Annotated in this window: 12 protein-coding genes; 9 read left to right on the top strand and 3 right to left on the bottom strand. The window is 65.1% G+C overall.

Going from position 1 to position 13,857, the window contains the following annotated elements; all coding sequences use genetic code 11:
• The first annotated feature begins 124 nt into the window (after positions 1–124).
• Together alaS and MOE34_RS09875 are read left to right on the top strand one after the other, a co-directional pair.
• Positions 125–2,785, top strand: a complete 2,661-nt coding sequence (gene alaS, locus MOE34_RS09880) for an alanine--tRNA ligase (RefSeq protein WP_242223274.1) — start codon at positions 125–127, stop codon at positions 2,783–2,785.
• Between the two features lie 108 nt (positions 2,786–2,893).
• Positions 2,894–4,117: a GGDEF domain-containing protein gene (locus MOE34_RS09875; protein ID WP_242223272.1), complete on the top strand. Its 1,224-nt coding sequence runs from the start codon at positions 2,894–2,896 to the stop codon at positions 4,115–4,117.
• Here the strand turns inward: MOE34_RS09875 and MOE34_RS09870 are convergent.
• Positions 4,114–5,793 carry a SulP family inorganic anion transporter gene (locus MOE34_RS09870; RefSeq protein ID WP_242223270.1) on the bottom strand — a complete coding sequence of 560 codons (1,680 nt, stop codon included), beginning with the start codon at positions 5,791–5,793 and terminating at the stop codon, positions 4,114–4,116. The genes MOE34_RS09875 and MOE34_RS09870 overlap by 4 nt on opposite strands.
• Before the next feature lie 181 nt (positions 5,794–5,974).
• Between MOE34_RS09870 and MOE34_RS09865 the strand changes: the two genes are divergently transcribed.
• A complete protein-coding gene (locus MOE34_RS09865; protein WP_242223268.1) occupies positions 5,975–6,844 on the top strand; it encodes an AraC family transcriptional regulator in 870 nt (289 codons plus the stop codon).
• 149 nt (positions 6,845–6,993) lie between these two features.
• Here MOE34_RS09865 and MOE34_RS09860 read toward each other — a convergent pair whose 3' ends face one another.
• Together MOE34_RS09860 and MOE34_RS09855 are read right to left on the bottom strand one after the other, a co-directional pair.
• Positions 6,994–7,629, bottom strand: a complete 636-nt coding sequence (locus MOE34_RS09860) for a glutathione S-transferase family protein (RefSeq protein ID WP_242223266.1) — start codon at positions 7,627–7,629, stop codon at positions 6,994–6,996.
• A 111-nt stretch (positions 7,630–7,740) separates the two neighbouring features.
• The gene (locus MOE34_RS09855) at positions 7,741–8,955 is read right to left on the bottom strand and encodes an NADP-dependent isocitrate dehydrogenase (protein ID WP_242223264.1); all 1,215 of its coding nucleotides are present in this window, start codon (positions 8,953–8,955) and stop codon (positions 7,741–7,743) included.
• Positions 8,956–9,168: 213 nt separating this feature from the next.
• Here MOE34_RS09855 and MOE34_RS09850 point away from each other — a divergent pair, with 213 nt between their 5' ends.
• The 6 genes from MOE34_RS09850 to MOE34_RS09825 all read left to right on the top strand — a co-directional run bounded on the left by MOE34_RS09850 (position 9,169) and on the right by MOE34_RS09825 (position 13,673).
• Positions 9,169–9,747: a hypothetical protein gene (locus MOE34_RS09850; RefSeq protein ID WP_242223262.1), complete on the top strand. Its 579-nt coding sequence runs from the start codon at positions 9,169–9,171 to the stop codon at positions 9,745–9,747.
• A gap of 69 nt (positions 9,748–9,816) precedes the next feature.
• A complete protein-coding gene (locus tag MOE34_RS09845; RefSeq protein WP_242223260.1) occupies positions 9,817–10,650 on the top strand; it encodes an RNA methyltransferase in 834 nt (277 codons plus the stop codon).
• 16 nt (positions 10,651–10,666) lie between these two features.
• The gene (gene murI, locus MOE34_RS09840) at positions 10,667–11,428 is read left to right on the top strand and encodes a glutamate racemase (protein WP_242223880.1); all 762 of its coding nucleotides are present in this window, start codon (positions 10,667–10,669) and stop codon (positions 11,426–11,428) included.
• Positions 11,429–11,464: 36 nt separating this feature from the next.
• Positions 11,465–11,743, top strand: a complete 279-nt coding sequence (locus MOE34_RS09835; protein WP_242223258.1) for a type II toxin-antitoxin system RelE/ParE family toxin — start codon at positions 11,465–11,467, stop codon at positions 11,741–11,743.
• Between the two features lie 13 nt (positions 11,744–11,756).
• On the top strand, positions 11,757–12,044 hold the full coding sequence (locus tag MOE34_RS09830) for a HigA family addiction module antitoxin (RefSeq protein ID WP_242223256.1): 288 nt from the start codon (positions 11,757–11,759) through the stop codon (positions 12,042–12,044).
• Between the two features lie 117 nt (positions 12,045–12,161).
• Complete coding sequence (locus tag MOE34_RS09825; RefSeq protein WP_242223254.1) at positions 12,162–13,673, top strand: ATP-binding protein; 1,512 nt, start codon at positions 12,162–12,164, stop codon at positions 13,671–13,673.
• The last annotated feature ends 184 nt before the right edge of the window (positions 13,674–13,857 follow it).

Raw genomic sequence — 13,857 nt, 5'->3', positions numbered from 1 at the left:
AGCGCCCGAAGGGGCATCCGGCGGGCACTCCGGCCGGTGGAGCGGTTTCGCCTCCGCCGAAGGTGACATTGGGTGGATGATGCGCGGCCTCATGGACAGGCAGCGCCAGGATGAAGGACGCGATATGAGCGGCGTGAATGAGATCCGGTCGACTTTCCTCGACTATTTCCGCAGGGAAGGCCACGAGGTCGTTTCCTCCAGCCCGCTCGTGCCGCGCAACGACCCGACGCTGATGTTCACCAATGCGGGCATGGTGCAGTTCAAAAATGTCTTCACCGGTCTTGAAACACGTCCCTATTCCACGGCGGCGACGGCGCAGAAATGCGTGCGTGCCGGCGGCAAGCACAACGACCTCGACAATGTCGGCTATACCGCACGCCATCACACCTTCTTCGAGATGCTCGGTAACTTCTCCTTCGGCGACTACTTCAAGGAGCGCGCCATCGAGCTTGCCTGGAACCTGATCACGAAGGAATTCGGCATCGACAAGAGCCGTCTGCTCGTCACCGTCTACCACACGGACGATCAGGCCTTCGACCTCTGGAAGAAGATCGCCGGCTTTTCCGACGACCGCATCATCCGTATCCCGACCAGCGACAATTTCTGGGCAATGGGCGATACCGGCCCGTGCGGTCCCTGTTCGGAAATCTTCTACGACCACGGCGACCATATCTGGGGCGGTCCGCCCGGCTCGCTGGAAGAGGACGGCGACCGCTTCATCGAGATCTGGAACCTTGTCTTCATGCAGTTCGAGCAGATCACGAAGGAAGAGCGCGTCGACCTGCCGCGTCCGTCCATCGACACCGGCATGGGCCTCGAGCGCATCGCCGCGCTGCTCCAGGGCAAGCACGACAACTATGACATCGACCTCTTCCGCGCGCTGATCGACGCCTCCGTGGAGGCGACCGGCGTGGCCGCCGAGGGCGAGGCCCGCGCCAGCCACCGCGTCATCGCCGACCACCTGCGCTCCTCCGCCTTCCTGATCGCCGACGGTGTCCTGCCGGCCAAGGACGGCCGCGGCTACGTGCTGCGCCGCATCATGCGCCGCGCCATGCGCCATGCCCAGCTTCTCGGCGCGAAGGAACCGCTGATGTGGAAGCTGCTGCCCACGCTGGTCGGCGAGATGGGCCGCGCCTATCCCGAGTTGCAGCGCGCCGAGGCGCTGATCTCCGAGACGCTGAAGCTGGAGGAGACCCGTTTCCGCACGACGCTGGAGCGCGGCCTGAACCTGCTTTCCGACGCCACCGACACGCTCGGCAAGGGCGATATGCTGGATGGTGAGACCGCCTTCAAGCTCTACGACACCTACGGCTTCCCGCTCGACCTGACCCAGGACGCGCTGCGCGCCCGCGAAATCGGCGTCGACCTTTCCGGCTTCACGGACGCCATGGAGCGCCAGAAGGCCGAAGCCCGCTCGCACTGGGCCGGCTCCGGCGACAAGGCGACGGAGACTATCTGGTTCGAGCTGAAGGAAAAGCTCGGTGCGAGCGAATTCCTCGGCTACGACACCGAGACCGCCGAAGGCGTCGTCCAGGCGATCGTGCGCGACGGCAAGGCGGTCGAGGCCGCCAATGCCGGCGATCAGGTGCAGCTTGTCATCAACCAGACGCCGTTCTATGGCGAATCCGGCGGCCAGATGGGCGATACCGGCACGATTTCCGCCGATAATGCCCGGCTCACCGTCGCGGACACGCAGAAGAAGGGCGAAGGCCTCTTCGTGCATGTCGCGACCGTCGTCGAAGGCACGCTGAAGATCGGCGACGCCGTTGCGCTGACGGTCGATCACGCCCGCCGCTCGCGCCTTCGCGCCAACCATTCGGCGACCCACCTGCTGCACGAGGCGCTGCGTGAGGTGCTCGGCACCCATGTCGCCCAGAAAGGCTCGCTGGTCGCGCCGGAACGCCTGCGCTTCGACGTCTCGCATCCCAAGCCGATGACGGCGGAAGAGCTGCGCGTCATCGAGGATATGGCGAACGAGATCATCGTGCAGAATTCGCCGGTCACCACCCGTTTGATGACGGTGGACGACGCCATTGCCGAGGGCGCGATGGCGCTCTTCGGCGAAAAATACGGCGATGAGGTGCGCGTCGTTTCCATGGGCACGGGCGTTCGCGGCGCCAAGGCGAACCGGTCCTATTCGGTCGAGCTTTGCGGTGGCACGCATGTTTCCGCCACGGGTGAGATCGGTCTGGTGCGCATCCTCTCCGACAGTGCCGTCGGTTCCGGCGTTCGCCGCCTCGAGGCGCTGACCGGTGAGGCGGCCCGCGCCTATCTCGCCGAGCAGGACGAGCGCGTGAAGGCGCTTGCCACCACGCTGAAGGCCCAGCCGGGCGAAGTGCTTTCCCGCGTCGAGGCGCTGGTCGATGAGCGCCGCAAGCTGGAGCGCGAGCTGACCGAGGCCAAGAAGAAGCTGGCGCTTTCCGGCGGCTCGGCCGGCGGCGACGATGGCGTGCGTGAGGTCGCCGGCGTCAAGTATCTCGGCAAGGCCGTTACCGGCGTCGAGCCGAAGGACCTGAAGAGCCTTGCGGACGAGGGCAAGAAGAGTCTCGGTTCCGGCGTCGTCACCTTCGTCGGCGTGTCGGCGGATGGCAAGGCGAGCGCCGTGGTCGCCGTGACGGACGACCTGACCGGCCGGTTCAGCGCCGTCGATCTGGTGCGTCGCGCCTCCGAGGCGCTCGGCGGCAAGGGCGGTGGCGGACGTCCCGACATGGCGCAGGCCGGCGGTCCGGACGGCAGCAAGGCGGCGGACGCCATCGAGGCGGTTGCCGCGGCCATCGCCGGCTGACGTTTCCTTCGAAAGTTCAAGGCTGTGACGGCGGGCTTCGGTCCGCCGTTCGCGTTTGCGAAGTCTTCAATGTTTATCTTTAGGCTCTGCACGCTTGGAGTGCATGCCTTGATTGAAAATGTCGTCAGCATATCGACCTTGATGATCTGTACCTTCCTGTCGACCATGGTCGTCGGGATATTCATGCTGCAGGTCTGGCTGACCGACCGGCGGCATGCCGCCGCCGGATACTGGTGCCTTTCCATGTGGGTAGGCTCCCTCTGCACCCTTCTCTATGCGCTGCGTCCCATGGGGCTGCCGATGCTGACCGTGGGGTTCAGCAACATGCTGGCGGCGCTCGGCTATGCCCTGATGTGGGCGGGGTTCCGGGTCTTCGACCGGCGGCCGGCCTATCTGTCGGTCGTGCTGGCCGGTCCCGTCCTCTGGTGCCTTGCTTATCTGCTAGTGCCGAAGGTCACGGACGACGTGAACAACCGCATCGTCGTCAGTTCGGTGATCATCACCGCCTATTCCCTCTGGATGGGGATCGATATCCTGCGTGGGCGCAGCCGCGAGCCGCTGCCGACGCGCACCATGTCCGCCATCTTCTTCCTCAGCCACGGCATCATCTATTCCCTGCGCATTCCGATGGCGCTGCTCTTTCCCGCCTCGTTCGCCCATGGAACGGCCTATTCCGCATGGTTCGCGGCCTTCTCGCTGGAGCTTTTCGCCCATACGATCCTGGCCGCCGTCGCCATGCTGGTGCTCATCAAGGAGCGCGGCGAGGCGCTGTACCGGCAGGCCTCGCGCACCGATGGGCTGACCGGCATCGCCAATCGCGGATCGTTCCTCGAGGACATGCAGGCCCGCCTTTCCCGTAAGGCGCAGGGCACGCTGATGGTTTTCGACCTCGACCGTTTCAAGGCGATCAACGACAGCCACGGCCACGTCGCCGGTGACGTGGTGCTAAAGCGTTTTTCCGCGCAGGTCTCCGCCTCGCTGGAGGAAGGCATGCTGTTCAGCCGTTTCGGCGGCGAGGAGTTCGCGCTCTTCGCGCCGCGCCACGATATCGACAGGGCGCAGGCATTCGCCGAAATGCTGCGCGCCGACGTCGCGGCCATGTCCGTGGTGTGCGAGGGCCGGGAGATCGGCGTTTCGGTCAGCGTCGGCCTTGCGGATGTGGCCACTGTCGGGGCGGATTTCGACCGCCTGCATTCAGCCGCCGATAATGCGCTCTATGCGGCCAAGGAAGCCGGCCGCAACCGGGTGATGCGGGCAACGCCGGGCGGCATGCTTGCCGAGCTTGCCGAACGCATGCGCCCGCCGGCCGCGGATGCATCGATAGCCAGCTAACGATCTGGCCTGCTTGCAGCGATCTCGGCCATGGCGGCGTCGACACCGGGGCTGAAGGTCAGGCGCGGCGCGTGCAGATCATGGGCCTCCAGCAGCTTGCGCAGCTCGGGTTTCAGCCCTGCGATGAAGACGCGCACGCCCGTGCGCTCCGCCTTGCGCACCAGCCCCTCGATGACGCTTGCGGCCGTGGAATCGAGCAGCGGCACATCCGTGCAGTCGAGCACGAAGTTGCGCCGCTGGTCGGCGATGCGATCGAGCACCGAGCCGACGCTGGCCGCCGCGCCGAAGAAGAACACGCCGCTGATGCGGTAGATCACCGTATCGGGATCGTCCGCCACCACCGGCCGCTCCGGCGCGCTTCCATCCTCGCCGGCCTCCTCTATGGCGCGCACGAGGCGCGGCACGCTTTCCTCGCGGATGTTCACGGCCTTGCCCATGCGGTCGATGAAAAGCACGGCCCCGAGCAGGAAGCCGACGACGATGCCCTCCGTCAGGTCGCGGAAGACGACGAGCAGGAAGGTGACGGCGAGTACGGCGGCGTCGCCCCGCGAGGCGCGCAGCAGGGCGGCGATGGCCGGGCGCTCCACCATGTTGAAGGCGACGACGGCGAGCACGCCGGCAAGGGCGGCAAGCGGGATATAGCTGGCGAGCGGCGCGGCGACGAGCATGAAGAGAAGCAGGAAGGCGGCATGCAGCATGCCGGAGACCGGGCTGGTGGCGCCCGAGCGCACGTTCGTGGCAGTGCGGGCGATGGTGCCGGTCACGCAGATGCCGCCGAAGAGCGCCGAGCCAACATTGGCGAAGCCCTGTGCGACCAGTTCCATGCTGGAGCGATGCCGCCGGCCGGTCATGCCGTCCGCCACGACTGCCGACAGCAGCGATTCGATGGCGCCGAGCAGGGCGAAGGCTACCGCGTCGGGCAGCACGGCGAGGACGAGGTCCGGTGAAAAGGACGGCAGCGCCGGCACCGGCAGGCTGCGCGGTATGCCGCCGAAACGCGTGCCGATCGTCTCCGCCGGCAGCGAGAGGAGGGCCGTCGCGACGGAGGCGACCGTGACGGCGATCAGGAGGTGCGGCCAGGAGGGACGCAGACGGCGCAGGAGCAGGATGATCGCGACGGTCAGTCCCGCGACGCCGAAGGCGGCCGGATTGAAGCTTTCCCTTGCCGCCCAGAGCGCGGTGAGCTTTTCGAGGATCGGTCCTGGTTCGCGGCCATCGAGTCTCAGGCCGAAGAGTTCGCTGATCTGGCTGGCGAAAATGATCACGGCGATGCCGGCGGTGAAGCCGACCGTCACGGGATAGGGGATGAACTTGATATATTTTCCAAGCCTCAGATAGCCGGCTGCCGCCAGCATCAGGCCGGAAAGGAAGGTGGCGAGCAGCAACCCTTCGACGCCGTGGCGCGCGACGGTCGCCGCGACGAGAACGATGAAGGCGCCCGCCGGGCCGCCCACCTGGAACCGGCTGCCGCCGAGCGCGGAAACGAGGAAACCGCCGACGATGGCCGTATACAGTCCCCGGTCCGGCGTGACGCCGGAGGCGATGGCGATGGCCATGGAAAGCGGCAGCGCGACAATCGCCACCGTCAGCCCGGAAAGTGCATCGGCCCGCAGGCGCGCTGGTCCGTAGCCCTCCGCGAAGACGCTGGCGAGCTTCGGCATCAATGTATCCGTCATGGGAGCCTCGGAAGGCCGGTGGGTTGGAAAAGGGGCCGGCGAGGGGATTTCACGCCGAGTCGCCCGATTTTGCAATGACGGAGCGCAAAGCCTTGCGAAAATTGCAGGGCGCGGCAAGAGCGCAGGATTTGTGAAATCGCGCCGTGCTTGGTTGAATGCGTTCCGACGAGAGGGAAACGGCATGGGCGAAAGCGAGATCTGGGCGACATACGAGAAGCGGTTGCTGCGCGTCTCGGCCTATATCCACGAGCATCTGGACGAGGACATGGACCTCGACCGGCTGTCGGAGATCGCCTGCCTTTCCGCCCATCACTGGCACCGGGTCTACCGCGCCGTGCACAACGAGACGCTGGCGACGACCGTCCGCCGCCTGCGCCTGCATCGTGCGGCCGGCGATCTGGTGCGTAGCGAGCGCTCCGTGCGGGACATCGCCGCGCGCTGGGGCTATCCCAACCTGCAATCCTTCACGCGCACCTTCGCGGCTGCCTATGGCATGCCGCCGGCGCGCTACCGGAGGGAGGGATCCCATCGCGCCTACGCCCCTGGAAACGACAAGGAGTCCTCCCGCATGTTCGACGTCGCCATCACCACTCTTCCCGCGCAGAGGCTGCTCTGCGTTCCCCATTCCGGTTCCTATATGGGCATCGGCAAGGCCTTCGAGGCGCTCTACGGCACACTGTTCTCCCGTAACATCTTTCAGCCGGACATGCGGATGATCGGCCTTTTCCTCGACGATCCCGATCTCGTTGTGGAGGAAAAGCTGCGTTCCTTCGCCTGCGTGACGGCCGGCGCGGACGTTCCGGCCGAGGCGCCGCTGGTGTCACGCATGCTGGCCGGCGGCGACTATGCCGTCCTGCGCCACAAGGGACCCTATGCCAATATGGGCGCGGCGTACCGCTGGCTCTACGGCACCTGGCTGCCAGCCTCCGGCCGCTCGATCCGCGACGAGGTGATGTTCGAAGCCTATCTCAACAATCCGCGCGAAGTGCCGCCGAATGAGCTTTTGACGGAGATTTGCTTGCCGCTTCAATCGGTGGCCGCGGCGGCTTAGCGAGACGTGGTGTTGTCCTTCTAATTTCGCCACCCAGTGCGTGATGCTAGGCCTTGTGCCAAGCATCTGCAAAAGCTGCAATTTCGGGTGCGTCGGCAGATTCTTGGGACAAGCCCGAGGATGGTGAAAGAGACGTGCGGTGACGCCTGTCAGCCCTTCGCTGCGGCAAGCTGGCGGTGCATCTCCTCGTCGTCGAGGGCCTTCGCCTTGAGATAGGCGGGGCGGTCCTTCAGGCGGTCCCAATAGGCCGTGAATTCCGGCCGGGCTTCGAGCGTGCCGAATTGCAGGCCCCAACTGATATGCGAGCCGACATAGACATCGGCCGCCGTGAAGAGGTCGCCGGTGATGTAGGGATGGCGCGTGACGGCGTAGGCGAGGGTGTCCATCACCGATTCGTAGCTGCCGCTGCCGATGCTGCGCTCGCGCTCCTTCGGCACCGCCAGCCCGAAGGCCTTGACGGAAACGGCCATTTCCAGCGGCCCGGCCGCGAAGAAGAGCCAGCGATAGTAATCCCCGCGCTGGTTTGTCGGCGGCGCAAGGCCCGCCTCGGGGAAGGCGTCCGCCATATAGGCGCAGATCGCGGCGGCTTCGGTGACGACCGTCTTGCCGTGGCGGATGGCAGGCACCTTGCCCATCGGGTTGATCGCGAGATAGTCGGGCGACTTGATCGAGCCTTCGAAAGCCAGCCATTCGACGCGGTAGGGCGCGCCTGCTTCCTCCAGCATCCAGCGGGCGATGCGGCCGCGCGACATGGGGTTGCTGTAGAATATCAGTTCGTCGGCCATGGCTTTCTCCTGTGCAGGGGCGAGCGGGAGGATAGGGCACGATGCCGTTGCCGCAAGGGCGCAAAAGAAAAAGCCCGGTGCTTGGCCGGGCTTTTCCAGGGTGTTTTCAGTTCAGGCCGTCATGGCCTTCTTGAGGTTCTCGTCGATCTTGTCGAGGAAGCCCGTCGTGGAGAGCCACGGCTGGTCGGGACCGATGAGGAGCGCGAGGTCCTTGGTCATGAAGCCGGACTCGACCGTTTCCACGCAAACGCGTTCCAGCGTCTCGGAGAACTTCGCCAGCTCGGTGTTGCCGTCCAGCTTGGCGCGGTGGGCAAGGCCACGGGTCCAGGCGAAGATCGAGGCGATGGAGTTGGTCGAGGTTTCCTCGCCCTTCTGGTGCTGGCGGTAGTGGCGCGTCACCGTGCCGTGCGCGGCTTCGGCTTCGACCGTCTTGCCATCCGGCGTCATGAGGACCGAGGTCATCAGGCCGAGCGAGCCGAAGCCCTGGGCCACGATGTCGGACTGCACGTCGCCGTCATAGTTCTTGCAGGCCCAGACATAGCCGCCGGACCACTTCAGCGCCGAGGCGACCATGTCGTCGATCAGGCGGTGTTCGTACCAGATCTTGGCTTCCTTGAACTTGTCGGCGAATTCGGCGTCGAAGACCTGCTGGAAGATATCCTTGAAGCGGCCGTCATAGACCTTGAGGATGGTGTTCTTGGTGGACAGATACACCGGCACCTTGCGCTGCAGGCCGTAGTTGAACGAGGCGCGGGCGAATTCGGTGATCGAATCGTCGAGGTTGTACATGCCCATGGCGACGCCGGCGGACGGCGCGTCGAAGACGTCGTATTCGATTTCCTTGCCGTCCTCGCCGACGAACTTCATCGTCAGCTTGCCCTTGCCGGGGAACTTGAAGTCGGTGGCGCGGTACTGGTCGCCGAAGGCGTGGCGGCCGACGATGATCGGCTTGGTCCAGCCCGGAACGAGGCGCGGCACGTTCTTGCAGATGATCGGCTCGCGGAAGATGACGCCGCCGAGGATGTTGCGGATCGTGCCGTTCGGCGACTTCCACATCTTTTTCAGCTTGAATTCCTCGACGCGGGCCTCATCCGGCGTGATGGTGGCGCACTTGACGCCGACGCCGTGCTTCTTGATGGCGTTGGCCGCGTCGATCGTCACCTGGTCGTCGGTGGCGTCGCGGTTTTCCATGCCGAGGTCGTAGTATTCGAGGTCGATATCCAGGTAGGGATGGATCAGCTTGTCCTTGATGAACTGCCAGATGATGCGCGTCATCTCGTCGCCGTCGAGTTCGACGACGGGGTTGGCGACCTTGATCTTTGCCATGGAGAGCCTCGTGTTTTGTAGGGGCCGTGCGCCCCGGATCGTGGACTTGAAAGAACCGCTTGGCCCTATAGCACCCATGGCCGGGAAGGCAAAGGCGACCAAGGGATGAGGTGGTTTATTTTCGTGCGCGGGCAGAATAAGTTTCGCCAAAATTCCGGTCCAGGAAGGGGCGCTTGCCGGCCCGTCCGGGTCTGCCGTCATTCAATGGAGAACATGATGTCGCGTTTCGGTCTCGTTGCGCTCGCCCTTCTGCTTCCGGTTTCCGCGGAGGCCGCCGATTTCAAGGCGCCGGTCTCGGAGATCATGACGGCGGCTACCGGCAATTGGCAGGACATGGGCACCGACAGCGATACGCCGCCGCCTTATGTCGATTATTTCTCCGAGGATTTCCTGACGCGCCTCTACAGCAAGGATTTCATCGCCAAGTATCGCGAGGCCGCGAAATACCCCGCCTATGACGACGGCGGGTCGCCCTTCGATTACGATCCGATCATTGGCGGGCAGGACGGCTGCGCGTTGAAGGACGTTGTGACAACCGAGGGCCAGCCGGCGAATGGCGCGGAGGACGTGACCGTCACCTTCGACAACAGCCATTGTTTCGGCGAGCGCGCGCCCGACTGGCAGCCGGAAAAGCTGGTCTTCAAAATGGTCGAGGAGGATGGCCGGCCGGTCATCGACGACATCGACCGCACCAGCTTCGAGGAAGGCGCGTCGCTGAAGGCGGAGTTGGTGCAGATCGCCGAGGAGGGCGCGAAGGGCGGGGCCGGCGGCGCGGTCGAAAATCCGGACTGAGGCGCGCCCGCACTTTTCATTTCGGGCCGATTGTGCCAGTGAGGCCCCGTTTTCTAGGGATATATGGGCATGGCAGGCACGAACAGCGAACGCACGCTGATCGCCGAAGGACCGGCGATCATCCTCGTTCATCCGCAACTCGGCGAGAATATCGGCATGGTGGCGCGCGCCATGGCGAATTTCGGATTGGCGGAACTGCGCCTCGTCAATCCGCGTGACGGCTGGCCGAGCGAGAAGGCGATCTCAGCCGCCAGCAAGGCCGATCACGTCATCGAGGCCGCCAAGGTCTATCCCTCGCTGGAGGCGGCGGTCGCTGATCTCGAATTCGTCTATGCGACGACGGCGCGCGACCGCTACGGCTACAAGGAAGTGCGCTCGCCGGTGGTTGCCGCCGATGATCTGCGCAGCCGCTTCCGGATAGGGCAGAAGACCGGCATCCTCTTCGGCCGCGAACGCACGGGCCTCACCAATGAGGAGATCGCGCTTGCCGACGAACTGGTGACCTTCCCGGTCAACCCTGCCTTCGCTTCGCTGAACCTCGCGCAGGCCGTCCTCCTCATGAGCTACGAGTGGATGAAGAGCGGCCTTGCCTCCGTCGAGGACACGCCCTTCGACGCGCTGCCGCAGCGGCCCGCCAAGAAGGAGGAGTTGCAAGGCCTGTTCGATCACGTCGAAGAGACGCTGGATGCGCGCGGTTACTTCCGGCCCGCCGAAAAAAAGCCCAAACTGGTGGAGAACCTGCGCGCCATCCTGACGCGTCCTTCCTTCACCGGCACGGAGATCCAGGTGTTGCGCGGCATCATATCTTGCCTCGATCGCTTCACGCGGGAATCGCCGCGCGGCGCAACCAATCCCAACCGTACCCGCAACCGCCGGCCCAAGGTTCCCCGTGACGACGAATAGCGCCAAGCCTGTCCTCATGTTCGACAGCGGCATCGGTGGCCTCACCGTGCTGCGCGAAGCCCGTGTGCTGATGCCGGAGCGGCATTTCACCTATGTGGCCGATGACGCCGGCTTTCCCTATGGCGGCTGGGAGGAGCCGGCACTGAAGGCGCATGTCGTGGAACTCTTCGGCAAGCTCCTGAATGAACACGATCCGGAAGTCTGCGTCATCGCCTGCAACACCGCCTTTACGCTCGTCGGCGCGGATCTGCGCGCGGCCTTCCCGCACATGCCCTTCGTCGGCACCGTTCCGGCCATCAAGCCGGCCGCCGAGCGCACCCGTTCCGGCCTCGTCTCGGTGCTGGCGACGCCCGGCACGGTCAAGCGCGCCTATACGCGCGACCTTATCCAGTCCTTCGCCAGCCAATGCGACGTGCGCCTTGTCGGCTCGGGAAACCTTGCCCGCATGGCCGAGGCCTATATCCGCGGTGAAAGCCTCTCCGACGAGGCCGTACGCAGCGAGATCATCCCCTGCTTCGTCGATGAGATGGGTCGCAAGACCGATATCGTCGTGCTTGCCTGCACGCATTATCCCTTCATGGCGAATCTCTTCCGCAAGCTTTCCCCCTGGCCCGTCGACTGGCTCGACCCCGCCGAGGCCATTGCCCGCCAGACCCGCCGCCTCGTGCCGCCGCTGGAAACCATCGCGCCGGGCGAGGATATCGCCATCTTCACGTCGGGCAGGCCGGATTTCGCCACGTGCCGGCTGATGCAGGGCTTTGGATTGCGCGTCGTTTGATCTTGTATCGCGTATCGATACGCGATACATTGCGTCATGATCGTCAGCTTCCGGCATAAGGGTCTGGAACTCTTCTACAGGTCGGGATCGACCAAGGGTATCCAGGCACCTCACGCAGCCAAACTGGGGCGTATCCTTGGCCTGCTCGACGTTGCGGGCGGACCTGCCGACGTGAATCTTCCCGGCTTCAAGCTGCACGCCCTCAAGGGCGACATGAAGGGGCATTGGTCGGTATGGGTGAACGGCAACTGGCGGGTGACGTTCCGCTTCGTCGGGGCCGACGTCGAACTGGTCGATTATCGGGACTATCATTGAGAGGAGCGAGGCGATGATGAAATTTCCTCCCCATCCGGGTGAACTGCTTCGCGAGGACGTGCTTGAGCCGCTCGGCCTTTCGGTGACGGATGCGGCCGGCCGTCTCGGCATGTCGCGAGTTGCGCTGTCGCGCGTGCTGCATGGTCGTGCTGCCATCAGCCCCGATCTTGCCGTGCGGCTGGAGCGGGCCGGCGTCAGCACGGCGCGCGCATGGCTCGGCATGCAGGCGAATTTCGATCTGGCGCAGGCGATGCAGCGGCAGCAGCCCGATGTGCAGCCTCTGGACGACAAGGCCGCCTGAACGAAACCTTGTGGGTTTTTCAAAAGCCGGGGGCGACGGGCCTCCATTTCGTGTTAGGGCTTGCCGGTTGTCCGGTGGCGGCCGGGCGAATCGGATTTTTCAGGAACGAGGAACGGGATGAAGGTCGGCATCGACATGGGAACGGTGCAGGGCGGCGCACCGGCCAGGCTCGATATCGAGGAACTGCTGGCGACGCGCCTGCTCGTGCAGGGCAATTCGGGTTCGGGCAAGTCGCATCTTCTGCGGCGTCTGCTCGAACAGTCCGCGCAATGGGTACAGCAGGTCATCATCGATCCCGAGGGCGACTTCGTCACGCTCTCCGATCGCTTCGGTCATGTGGTGGTCGATGGCGAGCGCACGGAAGCCGAGCTTGTCGGCATCGCCACCCGTATCCGCCAGCACCGCGTTTCCTGCGTGCTCTCGCTGGAAGGCCTTGAGGCCGACGAGCAGATGCGCGCGGCCGGAATCTTCTTGAATGCGATGTTCGATGCTGACCGGGATTACTGGTATCCCGTGCTCGTCGTCGTCGACGAAGCGCAGCTTTTCGCCCCCGCCGTCAGCGGCGAAGTGTCCGAAGAAGCGCGCAAACTCTCGCTCGGTGCGATGACGAACCTGATGTGCCGCGGCCGAAAGCGCGGCCTTGCCGGCGTCATCGCCACGCAGCGCCTTGCCAAGCTTGCCAAGAACGTCGCGGCCGAAGCCTCCAACTTCCTGATGGGGCGCACCTTCCTCGATATCGACATGGCGCGCGCCGCCGACCTGCTCGGCCTCGACCGGCGACAGGCGGAAATGTTCCGTGACCTGCCGCGCGGCTCCTTCGTCGCGCTCGGCCCGGCGCTGTCGCGCCGCCCGCTGCCGGTGACGATCGGTGCGGTCGAGACCTCGGCGCGCTCGACCAGCCCGAAGCTGATGCCGCTGCCGGACGCGCCGCAGGACGTGGAAGATCTGATATTCACGCCCGACCCGGACGAGTTCACGCGCCCCGTCGTCCGCCGTGCGCCGCCCGCGCCGCGCCCGACGACCGATATCCTTGCCGAGCTTTCCCGTGCGCGGCCGGAGCCGGTGCAGGCGGAGGCAAAAGCGCCTGCGCCGGAGATTTCCGCCGAGGAGCGCGAAAGCCTGCTCGACCAGGCGCTCGCCGAAATTCTCGGCAATCCCGACGCGGCCTTCCGGGCCGATGCCGAATTGTTCCAGGATTTCCTCGTGCGCTGCCGCATCCGCCGCGTGCCGGGCGCGCCGCTCTCGCTGCCGGCCTTCCGGCGCAAGATGGCGGTTGCGCGCTCCGGCGTCGATGCGGAGACGGCGGCGACGGAGATCTGGGGCAGGGCGCTCGATCTCTCCCGCAGCGTCACCGAGGATCTGCAGGGAGTGTTCCTGCTCGTCGCGCAGGCGGCGGTACGTGGGCTTGCCTGCCCCTCGGATGCGCGGATCGCACGGGCCTACGGCACGCATTCGGCCCGTCGGGCGCGCCGTCTCCTCGGCTATTTCGAGGAGCAGGGGCTGGTCGTGGTGCACAGCGATCTTGCCGGTCATCGCATCGTCGCCTTCCCCGATCTCGCCTGCGAGACGCTGCCGGGCGACGCCAATGGGCCGGACCTTGCGGATTCCCATCAGGATGCGGCGGAATAGGCCGATTTTCCGGGCTTTGCGCGTTGACAATCCCATGAAACCCGCCTAATGACCCCGCCAACGCCGGGCAGAAATGTCCGGTGTTTCATTTGACATGTCCCGTGGATTCTCCGGTCGCGATCGCGAGAAACCTGTCGGAACCTCAAAAAGGTTCAGAGGAGGGCGTGTTTCCTTCAGCCGGTCC

Origin of the sequence: Shinella zoogloeoides (genome assembly GCF_022682305.1) — a bacterium.
In the GTDB taxonomy this organism is placed as follows: Bacteria; Pseudomonadota; Alphaproteobacteria; order Rhizobiales; family Rhizobiaceae; genus Shinella; species Shinella zoogloeoides_B.
This window is presented reverse-complemented; position numbering and strand designations above follow the sequence as displayed.

Coding starts and splice junctions, on each gene's coding strand:
- alaS (WP_242223274.1), top strand. CDS start 125: ATGAGCGGCGTGAATGAGATCCGGTCGACTTTCCTCGACTATTTCCGC.
- MOE34_RS09870 (WP_242223270.1), bottom strand. CDS start 5,793: ATGACGGATACATTGATGCCGAAGCTCGCCAGCGTCTTCGCGGAGGGC.
- MOE34_RS09865 (WP_242223268.1), top strand. CDS start 5,975: ATGGGCGAAAGCGAGATCTGGGCGACATACGAGAAGCGGTTGCTGCGC.
- MOE34_RS09860 (WP_242223266.1), bottom strand. CDS start 7,629: ATGGCCGACGAACTGATATTCTACAGCAACCCCATGTCGCGCGGCCGC.
- MOE34_RS09855 (WP_242223264.1), bottom strand. CDS start 8,955: ATGGCAAAGATCAAGGTCGCCAACCCCGTCGTCGAACTCGACGGCGAC.
- MOE34_RS09850 (WP_242223262.1), top strand. CDS start 9,169: ATGATGTCGCGTTTCGGTCTCGTTGCGCTCGCCCTTCTGCTTCCGGTT.
- MOE34_RS09845 (WP_242223260.1), top strand. CDS start 9,817: ATGGCAGGCACGAACAGCGAACGCACGCTGATCGCCGAAGGACCGGCG.
- murI (WP_242223880.1), top strand. CDS start 10,667: ATGTTCGACAGCGGCATCGGTGGCCTCACCGTGCTGCGCGAAGCCCGT.
- MOE34_RS09835 (WP_242223258.1), top strand. CDS start 11,465: ATGATCGTCAGCTTCCGGCATAAGGGTCTGGAACTCTTCTACAGGTCG.
- MOE34_RS09830 (WP_242223256.1), top strand. CDS start 11,757: ATGATGAAATTTCCTCCCCATCCGGGTGAACTGCTTCGCGAGGACGTG.
- MOE34_RS09825 (WP_242223254.1), top strand. CDS start 12,162: ATGAAGGTCGGCATCGACATGGGAACGGTGCAGGGCGGCGCACCGGCC.